Genomic DNA, 21851 nt, shown 5'->3' on the forward strand with positions numbered 1-21851 from the left:
CAACGGTCAGAGGCCACAGGCCGCTCCGAAGGTCTTGTAGGTCTCTGTCTCGCCGGCCGATTTGAAGGTGAGGTCAACGTGCCGGTCATCTGACTCGCCGTACTCCGAATGATTGAACTGCCTGACCGTAGTGAGCGTGGCACTCATGTCCTCGTAGACGTAGGACGTGCGGGTCTCGCTGATATCGGTCTGTTGCAGCTCTTGGACGGTGCCGGCGATCTTGACGAACAGCACCTCATCTATTTCGACGGCTATCGGCTGAGCGTCACGCAGGGCCTGATACTGCTCATCAGCCGGAACCAGCGCGCAGCGGTAATTCTCGATACCGCCGCCCTCCTGGTACTGGGTGACGGCTTCCTGGTAGGTGATGGGTTCGAGTTCGATGGCAGCACAACCCGCCAGATACCCGCAGGACAGGATGAACAGCAGCACCTGACCTGCGGAGCGTTGAAAGGGTCGTTTCTTGATCCTGGTATTCATCGTTTGGTTCAGCCCGAAAAATTCATGGTTCTTTTCACTTTCTTTTTAGGGTTGAGCAGACCGGCAAATGCCTGCTCCAACAAACTCCCCGCCTTGTCGCTATCGGCCATACCCGGCAGCACCGGTGGCTTGATCTTGAGTCCCGAGCCCTTGCCCGGCGAGCCACCGGCGTTGATCCTGGCCAGCGGGCCGGAGATGGTGATGCCGCCGGGGTCGAGTTTGATGAAGCTGCCGCCGGCCTTGATGGTCAGTTCGATGCCGGCTTCGATGACCATTTTCTGCCCGGCCTTGAGGTGGATCTCGCGGCCGGCCTTGGTCAGTTGCGCGGTGCCCAGCTTGATGTGCTGGTCGGTCGCTACCGTCAGGTGATCCTGGGGTTTGACCTCCACCTTGCGGTCGGCGGTGACGGTGAGGTGCTCCTCGGCCAGCAGTTCGGTGTAGCTGTTCTTCTCCACGGTGTCGTGGCGTTCGTTGCCGACGCGGATCTTCTGGTCGTGCTCGATGTTCTCGTCCCAGTCGCGCTGGGCGTGGATGTAGATCTGCTCGGCGCCCTTGCGATCCTCGATGCGCAGTTCGTTGTAGCCGCCACCGCCGGGGCTGCTCAGGGTCTTGAACACGCTGCGGGTCTTGTTCGCCGGCAGGTCGTAGGGGACGACATGTTCGGCGTGATACAGGCAGCCGGTGACCAAGGGCTGATCGGGGTCGCCTTCGAGGAAGGTGACCAGCACTTCCATGCCGATGCGCGGGATGGTGATGGCGCCGTAGCGATCACCGGCCCAACTGGAGCTGACGCGCAGCCAGCAGCTGGTCTTCTCGTCGGCCTGGCCTTCCCGGTCCCAGAAGAACTGCACCTTCACTCGACCATATTCGTCGCAGTGGATTTCTTCGCCGGCCGGTCCCGTGACCACGGCGCTCTGGCTGCCCAAAACGCGGGGTTTGGGGTGTTCCAACGGCGGGCGGAAGGGCACATTCCAGGGGGTGGCGAGGAAGCGGTTGCGGTAGCCTTGGTGGAAATCCGAGTCGCCCCTTTCCCCCTCACCCCAGCCCTCTCCCCGGAGGGGAGAGGGGGTCGATCTGCGTAGATCACTGGTGATCGACTCTTCCAGCACCTGCGGCTGTTTACCTTCGTGCAGCACTTCGGTGAGCAGCCAGAGGTCGTTCCATTCGCGGCGCGGGTGTTCGGAGATTTCCAGCAGGTGCCCCGTAACCAGCCGCGGCTGGTCGCTCTGGCCTTCGAGTTGCTGGTAGTCGGCGCGGTGGCGTTCCAGGGCGCGCTTGGCCAGGTGCTTGCCACGCGTGCGGTCGGTGTAGCGGCCGGGGTAGTCGTAGTCTTCCAGATCGGGCAGACCGTCGTTTTCGCCGGCCTGCTCGCCCTGGTAGGCCGCCTCCAGCAGCAGGCGCGGCTGCTCGAAGTCGTAGTCGCGGCGGGCGGTGCGGCGGGTGCGGGTTTCCAGGCGCAGGGCCAGGCGCTTGATCACCGGATCGTCGGCGGTCATGCCGCTGTCCTGGATATAGGGCGTGGGCTGGCCGAGCTTGGCGAAGGCGGTCTGGTCGTCGCCGAAGCACAGCACGTGGCCGCTTGCGCTGTGCTGGAAGTGGTAGTGGATGCCTTCCTCCTCGCACAGGCGCTGGACGAAGTGCAGGTCGCTCTCGTCGTACTGCACGCAGTACTCGCGCTGCGGGTAGACGGTGGGGCCGAGCTGGAACTGGTAGCCACTCTGGACGATGCCGTGCTCTTCCAGCACCTGGGCGACGATCTGCGGTACCGTCAGGTGCTGAAAGATGCGCTGGTTGGTGCGGTGCGCCAGATAGGCGAGCTGCGGCACGATGGCCAGGCGATAGCGGGTCAGGCGTTTGCCGGACTCGCCCTGCTCGACCCGGTGGATCAGGCCGTGGATGCCGTCGCCATTGGGGCTGAAGGCAAGGAAGGCGCGCTGATACAGCAGACTGGTCAGATCGAGATCCGGCCGTTCACTGATCAGCTCGACGTCGAAGCGATAGGGCTGGCTGATGGCCTCGCGGCCGCTGAATTCGAGCACCTGCAGATCGTGCTCGACGCCTTCGATGGTCAGGCTGAAATGGGTTTCATTGGCCGGGTTGAACATGTGCGTATCCTTTCGATTGAGTCCTTATGCCTTGCCCAGCCAGCGGCGCAAACGCGAGGCCGGTGGTCGGCGAAACGCCTCGAGCAGCTCGCTGCAGCCGATCTGCCGCTGGCTTTCGTCGAAGGCCAGCGCGGTGCGCAGAGCCTGCCAGCAGTGCAGCGGCACCTGCGCCGGGCGTTGCAACTGCCTGTCCAGCTCCATGCTCTTGGCCTGCTTGGCGCTGAGGCGGCGGAACGGGTGTTGTCCGCTGGCCAGCTCGACCAGCACGCAGGCCAGCGCATAGACATCGGCAGCCGCCGACAGCGGCGCGCCTTCGAGCAATTCCAGCGCGGCGTAGCGCGGTGTCCAGGCGGCGATGCGGCTGCGGCACAGGCGCGGCAGGCCGGGCAGCAGGCCCTCCACCGGCTGGCCGAGACCATAGTCGAACAGGCGCAGGCCGTCTTCGGCCAGCATCACATTGCTCGGCTTGAGATCGCCATGCAGCACGCCCAGCTGGTGCGAATAGCACAGGGCTTCGAGCAGCGGGACGGCGATACCGCGCAGCTCGTCCCAGGGTAGGCCCTCGGGGCGTTCGCAGAGCAGCTGATCGAGGGTCAGGCCGCGCAGCAGTTCCAGGGTGATGAAGGCGCGCTGGCTGGGAATGTCCACCTCGAAACCGAACAGGCGCACCACGTTGGGGTGGCTGAGCCGCGCGGTGAGGGCGAACTCGCTGTAGAGCAGGGCGTTGGCGTCCGGGTATTCGGCGAAGTCGTCGCTCAGGGTCTTCAGCGCGACATAGGGCTCGGGGTCGCCGAACTGTTCGCGCAGCAGATCGCGCGCGCGGTATACCGCGCCCATGCCGCCGACACCGAGCAGACGCTCGATCCGGTAGCGGCCGCCGAGCACCTCCGGCAGCTCGCCCGGCTCCTGGCGCGGCGTTTCGCGCACAGGTTCCCTGGCCGCGGTGGCGGCCAGGGCGAAGTAGGTGAGGTCGCTGGCTTCGGCGGCTTCGATCATTGGCGGATCACCACGGCACTGAGGTTGTCACGGGCCGGGCCGTCGAGCACGCGCTGGAACAGGCGCTCCACGGCCAGGTGCGGCGAAGGCAGGTTGAGGCAGGCGCCCAGCTCGTCGGCGGAAACGCCCTGGTAGAGGCCGTCGCTGCACAGCAGGAAGACATCGCCGGGCAGCACGTCGAGTTCGAGGATGTCCAGTTGCAGGGTTTCGGCGGCGCCGATGGCGCGGGTCAGGGCATGCGCCGCCGGGTGGCGCGCGGCTTCCTGCGGCGCCAGGCCCTGTTCGTCGATCAGTTGCTGCACCAGTGAATGGTCGCGACTGAGCTGATACAGCCGCGCGCCGCGCCACAGGTAGCAGCGGCTATCACCGGCCCAGACGCAGGCGGCGCGGTCCTCCTCGAGCAACAGGGCTACTACGGTGCTGCCGATCACCGTGTCAGGGCGATCGGCAGTGACCGTCAGCTCCTGACCGAGACGATGATTGAGCCGGTGCAGCGCCTGGCGCAACTCCACCAGACGCTGGGCGAGGCTGCCTTCCGGCAGCTCGGCCAGATGCTCGACGATCAGACGGCTGGCCAGGGCACCGTTCTGATGCCCGCCCATACCGTCGGCCACCACCCACAGGCCCTGCTCGGGCAGGGCCAGGAAGGCATCCTCGTTGCGCGCGCGCACCTTGCCGGTGTCGGTGCGCGCTGCGCTGCGCCAGGCGTTGGCAACTGCCGTCATCAGAGCGTCGCCGGCAGCTTGAAGCTGCGCAGCAGGCCGATGTCGAACGGGTTCGGCGAGCGCTGGCTGTGCAGCAGGTAGTTGGCGTGCAGGCCGCCCAGGTTGGCCTTGAGGATCAGCACGTCACGACCGCTGTGGTAGTCCACGTCCATCAGGTCGAGCAGGCGGAACAGCGACCAGGGGCCGGTGTTCTTCTCGATGCCGACGCGGCGACCGCCAAGCTCTTCAACTACCAGGCTGGTGCGGTCTTCCTCGCTCGCCGCCGGCCAGCGGAAGGCGGTGGCAACGATCGGGCCGTGGCGGTATTCCAGCTGCTGCTTGCCGAAGCGGAAGTCGGCGCGACTCAGGCTGGAGTCCAGCGAGTAGGGCTCGAGCTTGAACAGTACCTGCGGCTCGGCCGGGTTCTCGGCGAAGAAGCTGCGGCGGATCACCTGGGCGCGACTCATCTGCAGGAGGAACTCGCGCGACAGCGGCAGGCCGCGGCCATCGACGCGTCGCAGGCGGTATTCGTCGGCGCTGCCGCTGACGAAGGGGCGCAGGTACTGGTCGAAGAAGCGCTCGGCGATGCCCTGGGCCTTGAAGAACTCGCGGAAATCCGCCACTGCCACGTCGCTCTCGCTGTGCGCGCTGAACGGGTAACGCTGCTTCAGCGAGTTGTCGTAGGCGGCGTACAGCTCGCTCTGATAGCGCTGATTGAGGAAGTGGTAGGCATCATTGAGCACCAGGGTCCAGCTGTCCTCGGCCAGCAGCGCCAGCCAGTTGCCCACCGGTTGCGGCAGTCGCGCGGCGGCGCTGCGCACCTGGTTGATCGCGTCACGCTTGCCGGCCATGCGCGCCTTGGCCATCTCGAACGCAGCCTGGTCGCTGGCACCGGCATTGGCCAGGCTGGCCAGCTGGCGCTGCAGTTCGTCCAGCGCCTGCAGGCTGGCGGCCAGTTCGACACCGGCGCCGCCGTTGTCGTCGAGCAGCTTGTGCAGCACTTCGAAGCGGCGCTCCAGAGTCTTGCGCGCGGTGTCCGGGGTATTCTTGGCCAGGGCCTGCTGCGCCTGTTCGGCGGCGGCACTGGCCAGCTTGGCGGCCTTGCCCAGCTTGCCCTTGGCGCCCTCCAGCGCTTCGGCGGCGGCACCAGCGTCGTCGGCGGCCTCGGCCAGGCCCTTGAAGCGGGTGTTGTCGCGCACTTCCACCAGCAGTTGCAGCAGCGGCGAATTGGCCGCGGTCAGGCCGCCGAGCAGGGCGGCGCCTCGGCCGGCACTGCCGATCGGCTCCAGGCTGAGCTGGGCGATGGCCTCGCCCCAGTAGTTGCCGTAATCACGGAAGTACAGCTGCTCCAGCTCTACCATCAGGCGGCCGAGGTCGCCGGCGCTGAGGCTCTCGCCCTCGCCCAGTACCCAGTTGTCACGCAGGATCTCGCGCACCAGGTTGCCGCCCTGGGCGGTGAAGGTCTTGCTGTAGCCGGCCTGGGTGTAGAAGCCGGGGATGGCGTAGTCGCTGCCATTGATCAGCCCGGCCTGCGGCCCGAGCTTCTGGCTCAGACGGTAGTCCGGCAGGCTGCGCGCCTGTTCACGCAGCATGCGATAGACCACATTGGCCAGCGACTCGCTGCGCAGCACCTGGCGCGCCTGGGCGACCAGCTGGGCGTTGAGCGCATAGGGCGCGAAGGACTCGTCGAGCAGACGGGCGAAATGGGTGTTGAGGCCATGCTGCGCCGGGCTGTTGCCGGCATAGCGCAACGACCAGTCGGCGGCTACCCACTCCTTGAGGAAGGCGGCGTCGCGGCGCTCTTCCAGGTTGAGCATCAGGTAGGCGCGCAGGCTGCCGAGCAGGCGCTCGCGGTCGCCGAGGTTGGCGCGGATCTGCGCCTCCAGCTGACGCGCCACACGTGGCAGCAGCAGGGTTTCCAGCTCGGCGCGGTAGGTCGAATAAACGGCCGGATTGACCGCCTCGCCCTGGAACAGGCCGGTACGCTGCAGGTAGGACACCTCGCCCTTGGGCGGGAACACCAGGGTCGCGGCGTAGCTGCTGTCTAGCGCCTTGAGGGTTTGCAGGGCATCGTCCTGCGCATTGATCGAACCATGCTCGCGGGTAAGCTTCTGGGCGATCTCGCGCAGCTGTTCCAGGCGCCCGTGGTTGGCCGAGAAGCCGCTGGCCCAGAGCACACCGAACAGCGCCAGCACGGCGAACGCGGTGGCATACATGGCGCGCTGGCCCCAGTCGATGCGGCGCACTTCCTGCTGGTCGAGCCCGGCCAGGTCGGCCTCGGGGAAGATCACCCGGCTGAGCAGGTGGTTGATGAAGCGTGCACGGCCCGAGCGGAAGGTCGGCAGCGCGCTGCCGGCCAGGCCGAGGTTGCGGCCGATGCCGGCGGTCAGCGGGTCGAGCTGCTCGTTGAGCTGCGGCGCGCTGGTCAGGTAGAAGCCGCGCAGCTTGCTGGCGCGCTGGTAGCGGTTGCCGGCGAAGGCCAGTTCGATGAACAGGCACAGGCGCTCGCCGATCTGGCCGAGCTGGTGCGGGAAGTCGAGGATGCGACCACGGCGCTGGGTGTCGCGCTCCTGGTGCATGCGCAGGATCACCTGGCTGTTGAGACGGCGCAGCAGTTCCTCGAACTCCTGGCGCACCACGGTCACGTCGCTGGCGTTCTGCTCCTTGCGGAAGCTGGCGCCGAGCACCTGCTCGCTCTCCTCGCGCGACAGCTGGTCGAAGAACTCGTCGAAGCCCAGCACCTTGTCGGCCTTGCTCAGCACCAGGTAGACCGGCACGTCGGCGCCCAGGCGCTGATGGATCTCGTGCAGGCGCTGGCGGGTCTGGCGGGCCAGGGTTTCCAGCTCCACCTCGCTGCCGCCCTGCAGCTGCTCGACCGGAATGCTCACCAGCACGCCATTGAGCGGGCGCGCGCGACGCTGGCGCAGCAGGCCGAGCAGGGTGCCCCAGGCGCGGCCGTCGACCTGCGCGTCGGGCTGGGTCAGGTAGCGCCCGGCGGTGTCGATCAGCACGGCGTGGTCGGCGAAGTACCAGTCCGCGTAGCGGGTGCCGGAAACGTCCTTGGTCAGGCGCTGGCTGTCGCCGCGGTTGAGCGGGAAGTCCAGGCCGGAGAAGTCCAGCAGGCTGGTCTTGCCGCTGCCCTGCGGGCCGAGCAGCAGGTACCAGGGCAGGTCGTTGCGCCACTTCTCGCTGCGCCCGCGGTACAGGCTGGAGCGCTTGAGGGTGCGCAGGGCGTCCTTGAAGCGGTGGCGCAGCTCATTCTGCTCCTCGCCGATCTGCTCCTCGCGGCGCAGGCGCTCCTGCGCCTCGGCGTCGTTCTCCTCGGCCTTCTTGCGTGCGCTGGCGCGCCAGCTGGCGAACACCATGGCCAGGCCCCAGAGCAGGAACAGCAGGCTGATGGTCAGCAGGCGGCTGGTGGCCGACTCCCAGAACTTGTAGTCGTCGACCGCCAGCAGCGGGCCGACGAACCACACCAGCAGGGCGAGGACCAGCACCAGCAGCAGGCTCCAGACCCAGGTCTTGCGGAAAAAGGCGCCAAGTTTGGCGAAGAAGCTCTTCATTTCACGTCATCCATGCTGACACCCGAGGCCGGGTCGAGTTGCTGATACGGCTTGAGGACGGTGTCGCGCTGCTCGCCGAGCACCCAGGCGAAACCGGCATACATCATCACCAGGCACATCAGGGTGAACAGCGCCACCAGCCACCAGGGCACGATGCGCACCAGGCGCCGGCGGGTGTCCTTGAGGCCCTGCCAGTGCGGCGAGACTTCGCGCGGCACGTCGCCGCGCAGCTGACGGATCTGCCGATAGAGGCTGTCGCGCACCGCTTCCAGCTCGAGCATGCCGCGCGGCAGCACGCGGTACTTGCCCTCGAAACCGAGCGACAGGCATAGGTACATCAGCTCCAGCATCGGCAGGTGCTTGACCGGGTTGCGCGACAGGCGTTCGAGCAGCTGGAAGAACTTCTCGCCGCCGAAGGTCTCGTTGTGGAAGGACGACAGCAGGCTCATCTGCGACCACTGGCTCTCGTTGCCCCAGGGCGTGGTCACCACGGCCTCGTCGACCACGGTGCACAGCACGTAGCGCGCGGCCATCACCTGGCTGCTTTCCGCGCCGTCGTGCAGGGCGCGGTGTTCGAACAGCTTGATCTCGCGAGTCAGGCGCTGGTTGAGGGCGTCCAGGTCCTCGCTTTCGAAGCTGTGCTTGAGCCGCACCACCTCCGAGAGCAGCGCGGAGGCCGCCGCCACCAGCGGGTTGAGGCTGATATTGAAGCTCTCCGCCGGGCGCAGGCGCGCGGCGAAGATCATGCGTTCTTCCAGCTGCTCGAATTTCGGCGGCGCGCTGAAGTCGGTCAGCGGGCTTTCGGCGCGGGCTTCGCCCTTGCGGTTGAGGATGACCGTCTTGTCATCCTGGCCGTATTCCATTTCCTTGATGGTCATCGTCAGTTCCTGATCGCCCAGAATTTCAGCTCAAGCCCGGAGAACTCGCCGGACACGTGGAAGGCGAAGCCGCCGGAGCGTTCCAGCTGCGCCAGTTCCTCGGAGCTGAGCTCCAAGGCGAAGTAGGTCTTGCCCGAATGGAAGGGGATCTGCCGCGGTGCCACCGGCAGCGGTTTGACCTTGATCCCCGGCAGGTGCAGGTTGACCAGCTGGCGGATGCGCTCCACCGGGCCGACCTTGAGGTGTGCCGGCAGGCGCTGGCGCAGCTCCTCGGAGTCGCACTGGGCGCTGGCGGCGAGCACGAAGCTGGAGGTGCCGAGCAGCTTGTGGTCGTGCAGCGGCGACACCTGGATGCCGTACTGGCGCTGCTGCAGGAGCATTTCGATGGCGTGCTGTTCGAGCACCATCGACAGCACCTGGCGAATGGCGTCCATCAGCTTGCGGAAGCTCATGCCCTGGTCGCTGTGCAGGTAGCGGCCTTCCAGGCGCGGGCGCTTGGTCTCGCTGGAGAAGGTGGCCAGCTCGCCGAGCAGGCCCACCAGTTCGCGGTAGATCTGCTCCGGATGCACCTGCTCGACGCCCAGGTGGTGACGCAGGATCGGCTCGTAGCGGTTGATCAGCTGCAGCATCATGAAGTCGCCAACCTCGGCGCCGCCCACCTTGCCGGTGGCGCGGATGCGCTCGGCGAGGATGTCGCCGCGGTGGGCGAGCATGCTGATCACTTCCTTGAGGCAGCTCAGCAGATAGCCGGAGGCCTGGAAGTTGACGTAGGTCGGGCTGAACTCGGGGTCGAGGCTGATCACCCCGTCCGGCGTGGTGTCGAGCACCTCGCACAGCTTGAGCTTCACATAGGCCTGGTCGCTCTGCTGCTCGCCGAGCAGCAAGCGGAAATCCGGGCGGCCGGTGCTGACCTGACTGTGGCTGCTGTCGCCGGCGTTGCAGTCGGCGACTTCCTCGTCGAAGGCGACGTAGCGCGCCAGCACGTCCTTCTGCTCCGGGCGGCGGCTCTCGATATGGTTGCCGGTGACCAGCGGCAACGCCAGGTACACCGGGGTGTTGCCGGTGTTCGGCGGCACGTCCAAGCCCAGCGGCTCGCGCTCGGCGCCGAGGTCGAAGAGGCTGCCGTCGGGCAGCAAGCCGCTGGCCTTGCTCACCACCAGCTTGCCCATGTTGAGGAACTGGCGGTCGATCTCCAGCTCGAAGAAGCCCCAGGCGTAGCTGGCCAGCTTCTGCGTGCGCACCTTGAGCTGGTACTCGAAGTAACGATCGTTCTGCTGGAAGTGCTGCGGGCGCAGCAGCATGCCCTCCTGCCAGATGACTTTATGCTGGCTCATCGGCTTTGCTCCTGCTCGGCATCGAGATTGCGAATGCCGCGCTCGTCGAGCCGCAGGTTGGCCGCGTTGCGTTGCTGCGCGTCGATGGCGATGACGTAGCGCCAGTTGGCTTCCGGCAGGTCGCGGTAGGCGGCGAGCACGCCGACGTAGCGGCTGCCTTCCTGCACCGACACCTTGAGTTCACGGGTCTCGCCCGGGCGCAGCTCCAGTTCTTCCAGCGTTACCAGGTCGGGAGCCAGGGCCTCCTTGGGCCGCTGGTAGAGGGAGAAGAAATCGGCGTTCTCGAAGGCCACCGGGTGCTTGAGCTCCATCAGGCGCAGCACGATGGGCGAGGGGCGGCCGTTGAGATCGGGGTTGAGCTGGTCGCTGCCGGCCAGGCTCAGGTCCAGCTTGGTCATGCTCGAATAGGGCGACAGCGCGGCGCAGCCGGCCAGGCTCAGCAGCGCGGCGATGCAGGCGAGGGAAAGCAGGCGAGGCATGGGCATCATCCTTGAAGGTCGGTATTGAGGGTGGCGATCAGGCGAACCTGCTCTTCGTAGGCGCTGGCGAAATCGCGGGTGAACAGGCGGTCGCTCCAATCGTCGTTCTGCTGCAGGTCCGCATGCAGGCGACGGTAGGCGCGCCAGCGGCTGCCGGCAGTGGCGAGCAGCGGCTTGCGGCCGTTGCGTTCGAAGCGCATGGCCAGCTGCTCCGGGGCGAACTGCTCGAACATGCCCTTGACCGCCGCGCGGCTGGCGGCGAGCAGCGCCACCTGGTGCGCCTGCAGGTCGCGAAAGCCACGGCTGATGGCCTGTTCGGCGGGCAGTTGACCGGGTTTGCCGCCACGCAGCAGGGCGCTCAGCGTCTCACCGGCGTCCAGACCCTGTTTGAGCGGGTTGTTGCCGGCGCCCTGCACGGTGGTCAGGGCCAGACGCAGCTCGTTCTTCAGCTCGCCGCGCGTGCGCAGGGCCTGCTGCAGGCTGCCGACGCTCTGCTTGAGCAGCTTGGCGGCATTCAGCGCCAGCGCCTCGCGGGCATCCTCGTCGAGATCGTCGAGGCGCACGCCGAGGGCATCGGCGAACTTCTCCCAGAAGCTCGGCGGCAGGCGCTCGGGCTCCGGCGCGGGTTTCGGCTGGGCTGGCGGCGTCGGCATCACCAGCTCGGGCACCAGCAGGTTTTCCTCATCGATCTGCGCGTAGTCGCGCTGCTGCGCCTGGGCGGTGCTGGGGCGCAGCACGGCGGTCAGATCGTCCACCTCGGCGTAGACGCGCTCCTGCTGCTCCAGCGCGGTGAGCGGATCGAGGTCGAGGAAGGCGTCGTCGGGAATGATGCTGCCGGCCGCCTGCGGCAGGCCGATATCGCCTTCGAACATGGCCGGGTCGCGCACCAGCCGCGCGCGAATCTCGAAGTCGCCCAGGCAGTACACGCTGCCGTGCTCGATGCGCTGCGGGCGGCCCTTGGCCAGGCTGGCGCCACTGTCCTTGAGGGCGATGCCGTTGCTGCTGGTGTCGGTGAGAAAGAACGCGCCATCGCGATAGCTGACCTCGGCGTGGCGGCTGGAGAGGATGCGCTTGCGATCGGGGATCACCCAGTCGCAATCCTCGGCACGGCCGATCACGCCGCCGGCCTGTTTGAAGGTCTTGGTGGTCAGCAGCCCCGGCACGAACTGCTGTGCGCTGACCATCTCGAATACCAGTTCCATGGTGACTGTGCTCCTCGCGGTCAGTGGCCGCGCTTCTCGGCTTGCGGATCGCCCAGCGGGCGGTATTGGTCGTCGCTGAACTTGTAGTTGCCGGTGCAGCCGGCCAGGACGATGGCCAGGGCCAGCAGGGCGGCGGTCCGGTAGCGATGCAGCATGGAATGCGCTCCTTGGATGAAAGTGAGTGGAAGAGGGGCGGGCATGTTCAGACCTCGCTCGGGCTGATCTTCAGCCGTTGCATGCGGTACAGCAGGGTGCGCCGGGGCAGGCCCAGCTCGTTGGCGGCATTGGTCTGGTTACCGCGGTTCTTGCGCAGGCAGTCGAGCAGCAGGTTGCGTTCGAGCCGGTCCATGCGCTCGCGCAGGCTTAGCGGCGCGCTATCGGGGTTCTGCGTGTGTTCCAGGTTGAAGTGCTCGGGCAGCAGCTCGCCGCCCTCGCACAGCAGCACCGCGCGCTCGACCAGGCCTTTGAGCTCGCGCACGTTGCCGGGGAAGGCGTAGCCGGCCAGGTGCTCCAGGACGGCGTCGCTCCAGCGGCAGGCGTCGCGCTGCAGCAGGCCACTGGCGGTGCTGGCGAAGTGGCGGGCGAGCAGCAGGATGTCCTCGTCGCGCTCGCGCAGCGGCGGCAGCTCGATGGGGAAATGCGACAGGCGATAGAACAGGTCTTCGCGGAAGCGGCCTTCCTCGACACGTTTGCGCAGTTCCTGGTGGGTGGCGGCGACGATGCGCACGTCCACCTTGTGCGTCTCGCTGCCGCCCAGGGGACGCACTTCGCCCTCCTGCAGCACGCGCAGCAGCTTGGCTTGCAGGGTCAGCGGCATGTCGCCGATCTCGTCGAGGAACAGCGTGCCGCCATCGGCGGCATCGAACAGGCCCGGCTTGTCACGGTCGGCACCGGTGAAGGCGCCGCGGCGGTAGCCGAACAGCTCGCTCTCCAGCAGGTTCTCCGGCAATGCTGCGCAGTTCTGCACGATGAACGCCTTGCTGCGCCGCGCGCCGCAATCGTGGATGGCGCGGGCGACCAGCTCTTTGCCGGTACCGGTCTCGCCGGTGAGCAGCACGCTGACCGGGCTGTGCAGCACCTTGCCGATCAGCTGGTAGACGCGGCGCATGGCCTGGCTCTGGCCGAGCAGGCCATAGCCACTGGCGCAGGGCGTGCCCGGGGCCGGCGAGGCCGGCTCTGGGGTCTCTGGAGCACGTAGGCGCTGCAGCAGCTGCAGCTGGGCCAGGGCGAAGCCGCCGAGCTGGGCGAAGGAGCCGGCGAAGCCCTGCAGATTGCGCCGCTCGTGGCTGGCCACCAGCAGCAGGCCGCGACAGTGGCCGGCGGCGTCCTGCAACGGCAGGCACAGCAGGCTGCGCCAGGCACGCGTCGCTTCCGGCAGGCAGGCGATGCTGTGCAGGGCGCTGTCGAGCTCGTCGATGCACAGCACCTGGTTCTGGCACAGGCAGTACTGCAGCAGCTGCTCGCCGTCGTAGTCGCTGGGCAGGCTGGCCGCCTGGCGCGGTTGCAGCAGGCCGTCGAGCCACTCCGCGCTCATCATCAGGCGGGTATTGGTGTGATCCAGCAGGTACAGCTGGCCCAGCGCGCAGTCGGCCAGCTCGGCGGCGGCGCGCACCAGCTCAGCGAGCAGGCGCTCGCCGCTGGCGGCGCCAGCCAGCGTGGCGTAGCGGCCGAGCAGGGCTTCGGCGTAACGCAGCGGTTGCGGGACTTCGGCGAACATCGGCAGCACCTCAGGCGAACTCGCAGGTCACCGCCGAATCGGCGTCCAGGGTGGCGTGCACGCGCTGCAGGCTTTCGCCGGCGGCCATGGCGTCGAGCAGGCGGTCGACCACCAGCGGCTGCAAGTGCTGGTCGATCAGGTGGTCGATCAGACGGGCGCCGCTGTCGCCATGGGTGCAGCGCTCGGCCAGGTGCTCGACCAGGCCGTCGCAGTGGCTGAAGGCGAGCTGGCGACGGGCCAGGCGCTCGCCGAAACGGGCCAGCTTGAGGCCGACCAGCTGGCGCAGCAGGTCGCCGTCCATGGGGTAGTAGGGCACCACGCGCATGCGCCCGAGCAGGGCCGGCTTGAAGTGCTGGGTCAGTTGCGGGCGGATGGCCAGTTCCAGATCCTCGGCGGCCGGGCGCTGGCCGCCGGCGCAGAGGCTGGCGATGCGTTCGCTGGCGAGGTTGCTGGTCATCAGGATCAGGCAGTTGCGGAAGTTGATCTCGCGCCCTTCGCCGTCGTTGGCCACGCCCTTGTCGAAGATCTGGTAGAAGACGTTCATCACGTCCGGGTCGGCCTTCTCCACCTCGTCGAGGAGAATCACCGAATAAGGCTTCTGCCGCACCGCCTCGGTGAGCATGCCGCCTTCGCCATAACCGACGTAGCCGGGCGGCGCGCCGATCAGCCGCGAGACGGTGTGTTTTTCCTGGAACTCGGACATGTTGATCACGGTGAGGAAGCGCTCACCGCCATACAGCAGGTCGGCCAGGGCCAGGGCTGTCTCGGTCTTGCCGACGCCGCTGGGGCCGACCAGGAGGAACACGCCCACCGGGGCATCGGCCCGGTTGAGGCCGGCGGCGGTGGCGCGCATGGCCTTGTCCAGCGCCTGGATCGCCTGCTCCTGACCGCGCACGCGCTGGCGCAGGTCGTCGGCGAAAGTGATGACCTTGGTGTTGTGCTCACGGGCCAGTTGGCTCAGCGGCACGCCGGTCCAGTGGCTGATCACTTCGGCCACCAGGCGCGGGCAGACCTCGAAGCTGACCAGACGCTCGCTGGCCTGGGCGGCAGCCAGCTCGGCCTGGATCGCGCGCAGTTCGGCTTCCAGTTCTTCCAGGCTCGGGCGTGGTTCGTCGCTGGCCTCTTCATCGTTACCCAGACGCGCGGCGGCGCATTGCTTGCGCTGCTCCAGCAGCCGTTCGGCCAGTTCACGCTGCACGGCCCAGCGGGTTTCCACCTGCTCCAGCTCGGCGCGGGCGGCGACCAGGCGGGTTTCCAGGGCATCCAGGGCTTCGCCGTCGATGCTCAGGCCGGCGTCCAGGTCGCGGCGCATGGCCTCGCCCTGGCGCTCGCCCTCGGCGATCTCGCCGCGCAGGCGCTCCAGCGCCTCGGGCGCAGCAGCCAGGCTGATGCGCACACGGGCGCAGGCGGTGTCGAGCACGTCCACCGCCTTGTCCGGCAGCTGACGGCCGGCCAGGTAGCGCGCCGACAGCTCGGCGGCGGCGACCACGGCGTCGTCGCGCAGGTAGATGCCGTGGCTCTTCTCGTACACCGGCGCCAGGCCGCGAAGAATGGTCACCGCCTCCTCGACGGTCGGCTCGTGCAGTTGCACCGGCTGGAAGCGACGGGCCAGGGCCGGGTCCTTCTCGAAATACTTCTTGTATTCGCTCCAGGTGGTGGCGGCGATGGTACGCAGCTCGCCACGGGCCAGCGCCGGCTTGAGCAGGTTGGCGGCATCGCCGCTGCCGGCCTGGCCACCGGCGCCGATCAGCGTATGGGCCTCGTCGATAAACAGGATGATCGGCTTGGGCGAGGCCTTGACCTCGTCGATCACGCCCTGCAGGCGGCGCTCGAACTCGCCCTTGACGCTGGCGCCGGCCTGCAGCAGGCCGAGGTCCAGGCACAGCAGCTCGACGCCCTTGAGCACCTGCGGCACCTCGCCGGTGGCGATGCGCAGGGCCAGGCCCTCGACGATGGCGGTCTTGCCCACGCCGGCCTCGCCGACCACGATGGGGTTGTTCTTGCGCCGGCGGGCGAGGATATCGACCATCTGGCGGATCGCGCCGTCGCGGCACAGCACCGGGTCGAGCTTGCCGTCGCGGGCCTGCTGGGTGAAGTTGTGGGTAAAGCGCGCCAGGTTCGACTCGCCCGGCGCCGCCGCTTTGCCGCCCGCGGCTTGCGGCTGCTGGCTAAGGGCGAAGTCGCGCAGACGCTCGGCATTGAGCTTGCTCAGCAGCGTCTGATAACGGCTGCCGGCGTAGCGCATGGGATTGCGCAGCAGGGCGAGGATCAGCGCGGCCTGGTCGATCTGGCTGGCGCCCAGTTCGAGGTTGGCCACCAGCAGGGCGTCCTGCAGCCACTGCACCAGTTCGGCAGAAAACACCGGGTTGCGCGACTCGCTGTGCTCGCCGCGCGGCTGCAGCGCCTGGGCCAGCTCGCCGGCATCGATCTCGGCATCCTGCAGGGCGCGCGCCAGCAGGCTTTCCGGGCGCTCGAGCAGGCCCAGCAGCAGATCCTCGACGAGGATCTTGTTGCCGCCGCGTACCACGCAGCGTTCGGCGGCCATCTCCAGGTCGCGCTTGCTCGCGGCGTCCAGGGCTTGAACCAGTTGTTGCAGGTCGACGTTGATCATTTCATCTGTCCTTAATGAATCTTGCTGCCGAGGGTGACCAGACCGTCGGCGTTGTCGCGACCGAGCCAGGTGGTCCAGCCCAGCAGGCAGGGGTTGCCTTCACCGATGCGCAGGTCGCGGATTTCGTCCTGACGCAGCTCCAGGCGGATGTCGTAGTCCAGCGGATCGCGCAGGGTGAAGCGCACTAGCGCGCAGAGCGGCTGGTAACCCGTGCCGATCGGCAGGAACTCGTGAAAGCGCGTCCAGCCCAGCTGGCGCACGTGGATGCGGAACTTGCCACCGCGGTCGCGTACGCGCTCGCCGAGCACGGTGTCTTCGCCGAGCAGGCTGTTGGCGCGGCCGAGGCGGTTGCGCTGCTCCTCCAGCACCACCACCTGGCGCTCCAGGCATTGCTCGATGAACAGTTCGGCGTGCTTGAAGTAGTAACGCAGCACCGACTCGATCAGCGCCGCCGAGTGGGCGCGCAAACTGAGCAGGCCTAGGTAGGGCAGCAGGCGCTTCCAGTTCAGCTCCTGGGCCTGGCGGATCTGCTCGCTACCCAGGCCGATCAGGGCGAACAGCTGCGCGGAGAAGGCGTCCATCGCCCCGCTCTGGAAGCTGGCGCGGTAGCGGTACTTCTGCCAGATCGGCAGCAGCAGGCGCTGCAGACGGTTGTTGAACAGGTCGAGGAAATCGCGGGTCGGGTTGCCGTCCTCGCTGTCGCCCAGGGCCTGCTCGCTGTAGAAGGCCGGCAACGGCGAGCCGCCGCCGAACAGGCCGACCAGGTTGACGCGCATGCGCGCGCGCAGCTCGCCGTGCTCCTCGAAGAACTGCACGCGATCGATATCGCTGCTGGGAAAACCCAGGCTCGGGTTGGCCTGGAATTCCAGGTACTCGTAGAGGCGCTCCTCATCCAGTTGCGGATGGGCGACCTTGAGGCGCTCCAGCACCAGCTGTACGGCCTGGAACAGGCTGTACTCGCGGATGCCTTTGCTCAATCGAGTTAGAGCAGGGGCTGTTGCCCCATACGTGGCGTCCATTTGTACAACTCTCCCTGTGTGCTCTGAACGTGCAGCTCGTGGTAGCTGTTGAGGCTGGCGTAGAGGGCGAAAAACTCATTGAGTACCGAAGCGAAGAGGAACAGGTCGCCCTCGCCCAGGTAGCCGTCCGGGTTCATGCTCAGTTCGGTGCGCACGCCGCGCACCGGCAGGCCGCGGTGCAGGCGGTCGACATGGCGGTGGCCGATGCTCTTGAGGCCGCCGAGCAGACGCTTGCTGACGCGCTCGGCATGCTGGTCGTAGTAGCGCGGCAGGTCGTAGGTCTCGAGGATCACCTTGAGCGCCTCGACGTTGGCCAGCGACAGGTAGTTCAGCGACATGTTGGAAATCAGCTTCCACAGGAAGTCGCGGTGCAGCGGCGGCGCGTAGCAGGGCGTGACCGCGCTGATGTTGCGGAAGCTGAGAAAATCCGGGGTGTCCTCGCTGGGCAGGCAGATATCGCCCAGGCTCAGCTGACGCGGCAGGTTCTGGTTGGTGCAGGTCAGCTCGATGGACAGCGTCTCGTGCTGATCGAGGTTGCGCAGGCCGAAGCTGAGCCAGGTCTCCAGGCCGTCGCCGAGCATCGACGGCTGCTGGCGCACGCTGTAGTGCGGACGCGCCACCGGCACGTCGAAGCTGGGGTCGTGCTCGAACGACTCGAACGGCACGTACTCCTCGTAGCCCATGCCGCCCGGCTTCCAGCCGGTGACGCGGTCCACCGAGAACACGCCGCAGTGCTGCGCGTCGAATTCGGCCGGCAGCAGCAGGTACTGGTCCTGCTTGCCGTCGAGGCGGATCGGGATGGCGTCGTGCTGGAACAGGTTGACCACCGGCGTGCAGTACAGGCGCACGTTTTCCAGGGTCGGGCGGATGCGCTGCACGCCGGCCTTGTGGATATCGAAGCGCAGCTCCAGACCGCGCGCCTGCTTGAGCAGATCCTCGGGCAAGCTGTGAATGGCATCCAGGCCGAGCAGGTCGACGAAGAGGAACTTGTCCTGGAAGGCGAAGTATTCCTGCAGATAGCGGTAGCCGCGGAAAGTATTGAGCGGGTAGGGGATCAGCGCCTCGTCCTCGGCGAACCCCACCGGCTGCACCTGCTCGGGCCTGAGCTGCAGCGTACCCAGAGCCTGGCCATGGGCATCCTGTAGCGGCTTGCCGGCCTCGTCGAGCAGCACTAGCTGGATGCCGCCGAGGTTGCGCAGCAGCGCCAGGTAGAGCATCTGGCCGATATAGCGCTCGCCGGCCAGGTGCAGACGCAGCTTGTTCAGGCCGATCTCGCCGAGATGGCCGTCGGCGCTCATGCCCAGACGCAGGCTGAGCAGTGCGCCGTCGCCCTTGACCGAGTAGTCCAGGCCGTTCAGCGCCAGCGGCAGCACCTCGGTGGGGTAGCAGGTGCGAAAGCGGCAGGTGACCCCTTCGATGGCCTTGGCCTCCACCGGCGTGCCGCGCTTGACCGGCAAGGCCGGACCGGGACGGGTCAGCGGGTCGAACTGCAGCATGCTGAAGGCCGGCAGCGGACGCATATAGTTCGGCCACAGCAGGTGCATCAGCGAATGGGTCAGCTCCGGCAGCTCGTCGTCGAGCTTCTGCCGCAGACGCCCGGTAAGGAAGGCGAAACCTTCGAGCAGGCGCTCGACATCCGGATCACGCCCGGCCTGGCCGAGGAACGGCGCCAGCGCCGGGCTGCGCTCGGCGAAGCGCTTGCCCAGTTGGCGCAGGGCGGTGAGTTCGCTTTGGTAGTAGTGGTTGAAAGACATCAGGCAGGGGACTCCGTGTCGTCGCCGGCAAAGGCTTCCTGCAATTGCACGTATTCACGCCAGGCTTCTGGGTGGGCGGGGTCTTGCAGCCACTCTTGGCGCTGCTCTCGAGTCAGCGATTGCCAGTAGGGCCACCAACAGTGCTGCCACCAGTGCTCGAGGTTGCCTTGCAGGCTACCCAAACCACTTGCGTCGACACCGGGAAATGCCTCCCATGGCGCAGGCGGTACGAGCAAAGAGGGCGAGAACTGTTTCATCACCGTCATCTCAACCGCCAATCAACACGGTGCCGGAGCCAGCCACCACGGTATTGCCATGGCTGCCGACTGAACCCACCACCGCCGCCGGCTTGCCGTTGATCAGCACGGTGGGAATCACCGCGCCGGCCATGGCGCCGCCGCAGGCGGAGGCGTCGCCCATGCGCGCGGCGGGCAGGCTGTCGAACAGCACGTCGGGCGAGCCGGCGGCGATCGGGTTGGTGCCGTGGCCGGGAATCGGGCAGGCGGTGGGATCGCCGAGGCGGGCTGCGGGTTTACCGGACATGTGAGGCTCCTGGGTTGACCTTGACCTGACCGCTGCCGTCCAGGCTCGCGGAGAAACTGACCTGACGTTTGATACCATCCATCTCCAGCAGCGCGTCGATGGCGAAGGCCTGACGCAAAGGGTCATGGGTGCGCGGCAGGGAGATCACGCGCACCTGGGTCAGTCGTGGTTCGTACGCTTCGATGAAACGTTCGATGGCGATACGCGCCTGCTGCAACGAGTCGTGCAGCGACAGGCGCATATCGTTCAAATCGGGCAACCCGTAGTCGGGCAGCGTCTGCACGCTGCCCGCACGGGTGCTGAGCATCTTGGCCAGATGGGCAGCCACCGAGGCCATGGCGGCGACCTCGCGGCTCCAGCCGACACGTTGGCCGGCCTCGCCACCGAGGCGCTCGAACAGGCTGCCGTAGGCCATGGCTGCTTACTCCTTGTCCAGCTTGCCGACCAGCGACAGGGTGAAATCGGCACCCATGTACTTGAAGTGCGGGCGCACGTTCAGGCTGACGCGGTACCAGCCCGGCTCGCCTTCGACATCGCTGACGATGACCTGGGCGGCGCGCAGCGGACGACGGCTACGCACTTCGGAGCTGGGGTTCTCCTGGTCGGCCACGTACTGGCGGATCCACTTGTTCAGTTCCAGCTCGAGGTCGGTACGCTCCTTCCAGGCGCCGATCTGCTCGCGCTGCAGCACTTTCAGGTAGTGGGCCAGGCGGTTGACGATGAACATGTACGGCAGCTGGGTGCCCAGCTTGTAGTTCAGCTCGGCGGTCTTGCCTTCTTCGCTGATGCCGAAGAACTTCGGCTTCTGCGCGGAGTTGGCGGAGAAGAACGCGGCATTGTCGCTGCCCTTGCGCATGGTCAGGGCGATAAAGCCTTCTTCGGCCAGCTCGTACTCGCGGCGGTCGGACACCAGCACCTCGGTGGGGATCTTGGTCTCGATCTCGCCCATGCTCTCGAAGTGGTGCAGCGGCAGATCTTCCACCGCGCCACCGCTCTGCGGGCCGATGATGTTCGGGCACCAGCGGAACTTGGCGAAGCTGTCGGTCAGACGACTGGCGAAAGCGTAGGCGGTGTTGCCCCACAGGTAGTGCTCGTGGCTGTTGGCCACGTTTTCCTTGTAGACGAAGGTCTTCACCGGGTTGTCTTCCGGATCGTACGGGTTGCGCAGCAGGAAGCGCGGTACGGTGAGGCCGACGTAGCGGGCATCTTCCTGCTCGCGGAAGCTCTGCCACTTGGTGAATTGCGGGCCTTCGAAGTGGTCCTTGAGGTCCTTCAGATCCGGCAGGCCGGTGAAGGTCTCCAGGCCGAAGAATTTCGGGCCGGCGGCGGCGATGAACGGGGCGTGGGACATGCAGGCCACCGAGGCGACGTACTGCAGGGTCTTGACGTCCGGGGCGCTCGGATCGAAGAAGTAGTTGGCGATCAGGGCGCCGACCGGCTGGCCACCGAACTGGCCGTACTCGGCGGTGTAGATGTGCTTGTACAGGCCGGACTGCACGATTTCCGGGCTGTCCTCGAAGTCATCGAGCAGGTCCTGCTTGGAGGCGTTGAGGATCTCCAGCTTGATGTTCTCGCGGAAGTTGGTGCGATCCACCAGCAGCTTGAGGCCGCGCCAGGAGGATTCCAGGGCCTGGAAGTCCGGGTGATGGAGGATCTCGTCCATCTGCCGGCTGAGCTTGGCGTCGATCTCCGCGATCATGCGGTCGACCATGGCCTTCTTCACCGGCTCGTTTTCGTTCTGCGGCTTGAGCAGCTCTTCGATGAAGGCCGAGACGCCGCGCTTGGCGATGTCGTAGGCCTCGTCATCGGGGGTCAGTTTGGTCTCGGCGATGATGCGGTCGAGAATGCCGAGTTCGGCGGCGCTGTGGCTGCTTTCTACGGCTGCGCTAGTCGTGCTCATGAATATGCGTCCTTGTCAGTGAGAATCAGGAATCCAGCTTGTCTTTGGCGGCCAGGCCCAACTCGCCGAGCACGCGGTCGCGCGAGTCGTCGTCGGCGAGCACGCTCTCGATCGCCTTGCGGAAGGCCGGGGCGTTGCCCAGCGGGCCTTTGAGGGCGACCAGGGCGTCGCGCAGTTCCATCAGCTTCTTCAGCTCGGGGACCTGCTCGACCAGGTTGGCGGGGTTGAAGTCCTTCATCGAGTTGATGCGCAGCTGCACGGCCAGCTCGTCGCCTTCCTGCTCGTCCTGCAGGCGGTTCGGCACGGCGAAGGTCAGGTTCAGTTCCTGCTTGGCCAGCACCTCGTCGAAGCTGTTCTTGTCGATGCTGATGGGCTTGCGGTCTTCGATCTTGCGATCGTCGGCGCGCTGGGTGAAATCGCCGAGCACCATGAGCTTCAGGGGCAGTTCGATTTCTTCCTGGGCGCCGCCGGTGGCGGGTTTGAAGGTGACGTTGATGCGTTCCTTGGGGGCTACCGAGCCTTCTTTGGCCATGGGTTTTCTCCTTTGCGTTGATGGCCCGGAGGCCTTG

Annotated in this window: 18 protein-coding genes and 1 pseudogene; all 19 read right to left on the bottom strand. The window is 66.8% G+C overall.

Annotated features, from left to right (window positions below; genetic code table 11):
• Positions 1-6 precede the first annotated feature (6 nt).
• Complete coding sequence (locus ACW9UL_RS22835) at positions 7-480, bottom strand: hypothetical protein (RefSeq protein ID WP_457788390.1); 474 nt, start codon at positions 478-480, stop codon at positions 7-9.
• A gap of 8 nt (positions 481-488) precedes the next feature.
• A complete protein-coding gene (locus tag ACW9UL_RS22840) occupies positions 489-2585 on the bottom strand; it encodes a type VI secretion system Vgr family protein (protein WP_457788391.1) in 2097 nt (698 codons plus the stop codon).
• 24 nt (positions 2586-2609) lie between these two features.
• Complete coding sequence (locus tag ACW9UL_RS22845) at positions 2610-3581, bottom strand: serine/threonine-protein kinase (RefSeq protein ID WP_457788392.1); 972 nt, start codon at positions 3579-3581, stop codon at positions 2610-2612.
• Complete coding sequence (locus ACW9UL_RS22850; protein ID WP_457788393.1) at positions 3578-4306, bottom strand: PP2C family protein-serine/threonine phosphatase; 729 nt, start codon at positions 4304-4306, stop codon at positions 3578-3580. The genes ACW9UL_RS22845 and ACW9UL_RS22850 overlap by 4 nt, the downstream gene beginning before the upstream one ends.
• Positions 4306-7845 (bottom strand): type VI secretion system membrane subunit TssM, encoded by a 3540-nt coding sequence (gene tssM / locus ACW9UL_RS22855; RefSeq protein WP_457788394.1) that lies wholly within the window; start codon positions 7843-7845, stop codon positions 4306-4308. Before tssM ends, ACW9UL_RS22850 begins: the two co-directional genes overlap by 1 nt.
• The gene (gene icmH / locus ACW9UL_RS22860; RefSeq protein WP_003242082.1) at positions 7842-8723 is read right to left on the bottom strand and encodes a type IVB secretion system protein IcmH/DotU; all 882 of its coding nucleotides are present in this window, start codon (positions 8721-8723) and stop codon (positions 7842-7844) included. The genes tssM and icmH overlap by 4 nt, the downstream gene beginning before the upstream one ends.
• Positions 8724-8725: 2 nt before the next feature.
• On the bottom strand, positions 8726-10057 hold the full coding sequence (gene tssK, locus ACW9UL_RS22865) for a type VI secretion system baseplate subunit TssK (protein ID WP_457788395.1): 1332 nt from the start codon (positions 10055-10057) through the stop codon (positions 8726-8728).
• Positions 10054-10536: a type VI secretion system lipoprotein TssJ gene (gene tssJ, locus ACW9UL_RS22870; RefSeq protein WP_457788396.1), complete on the bottom strand. Its 483-nt coding sequence runs from the start codon at positions 10534-10536 to the stop codon at positions 10054-10056. Before tssJ ends, tssK begins: the two co-directional genes overlap by 4 nt.
• Before the next feature lie 5 nt (positions 10537-10541).
• The gene (gene tagH / locus ACW9UL_RS22875) at positions 10542-11738 is read right to left on the bottom strand and encodes a type VI secretion system-associated FHA domain protein TagH (protein ID WP_457788397.1); all 1197 of its coding nucleotides are present in this window, start codon (positions 11736-11738) and stop codon (positions 10542-10544) included.
• A gap of 20 nt (positions 11739-11758) precedes the next feature.
• Positions 11759-11893: a hypothetical protein gene (locus ACW9UL_RS22880; RefSeq protein WP_021444061.1), complete on the bottom strand. Its 135-nt coding sequence runs from the start codon at positions 11891-11893 to the stop codon at positions 11759-11761.
• A gap of 47 nt (positions 11894-11940) precedes the next feature.
• Entirely contained in the window at positions 11941-13455 is a 1515-nt protein-coding gene (locus tag ACW9UL_RS22885; protein ID WP_457788398.1) for a sigma-54 interaction domain-containing protein, read from the bottom strand.
• A gap of 10 nt (positions 13456-13465) precedes the next feature.
• Positions 13466-16066: a type VI secretion system ATPase TssH gene (tssH, locus tag ACW9UL_RS22890; RefSeq protein WP_457788399.1), complete on the bottom strand. Its 2601-nt coding sequence runs from the start codon at positions 16064-16066 to the stop codon at positions 13466-13468.
• An 11-nt stretch (positions 16067-16077) separates the two neighbouring features.
• Complete coding sequence (gene tssG, locus ACW9UL_RS22895) at positions 16078-17085, bottom strand: type VI secretion system baseplate subunit TssG (RefSeq protein ID WP_457788400.1); 1008 nt, start codon at positions 17083-17085, stop codon at positions 16078-16080.
• A complete protein-coding gene (tssF, locus tag ACW9UL_RS22900; protein ID WP_457788401.1) occupies positions 17049-18839 on the bottom strand; it encodes a type VI secretion system baseplate subunit TssF in 1791 nt (596 codons plus the stop codon). Before tssF ends, tssG begins: the two co-directional genes overlap by 37 nt.
• The gene (locus ACW9UL_RS22905; protein ID WP_457788402.1) at positions 18839-19096 is read right to left on the bottom strand and encodes a hypothetical protein; all 258 of its coding nucleotides are present in this window, start codon (positions 19094-19096) and stop codon (positions 18839-18841) included. The genes tssF and ACW9UL_RS22905 overlap by 1 nt, the downstream gene beginning before the upstream one ends.
• A 16-nt stretch (positions 19097-19112) precedes the next feature.
• Positions 19113-19382 (bottom strand): annotated as a pseudogene (locus ACW9UL_RS22910) (PAAR domain-containing protein); the annotation flags it as partial.
• Positions 19372-19797, bottom strand: a complete 426-nt coding sequence (gene tssE / locus ACW9UL_RS22915; RefSeq protein WP_457788403.1) for a type VI secretion system baseplate subunit TssE — start codon at positions 19795-19797, stop codon at positions 19372-19374. The pseudogene ACW9UL_RS22910 and the gene tssE, both read right to left, overlap by 11 nt.
• Before the next feature lie 6 nt (positions 19798-19803).
• Positions 19804-21282, bottom strand: a complete 1479-nt coding sequence (gene tssC / locus ACW9UL_RS22920) for a type VI secretion system contractile sheath large subunit (protein ID WP_021442356.1) — start codon at positions 21280-21282, stop codon at positions 19804-19806.
• 25 nt (positions 21283-21307) lie between these two features.
• On the bottom strand, positions 21308-21814 hold the full coding sequence (gene tssB, locus ACW9UL_RS22925; RefSeq protein WP_021442355.1) for a type VI secretion system contractile sheath small subunit: 507 nt from the start codon (positions 21812-21814) through the stop codon (positions 21308-21310).
• Positions 21815-21851: the final 37 nt, after the last annotated feature.

Source organism: Pseudomonas sp. PL-6 (assembly GCF_054110165.1).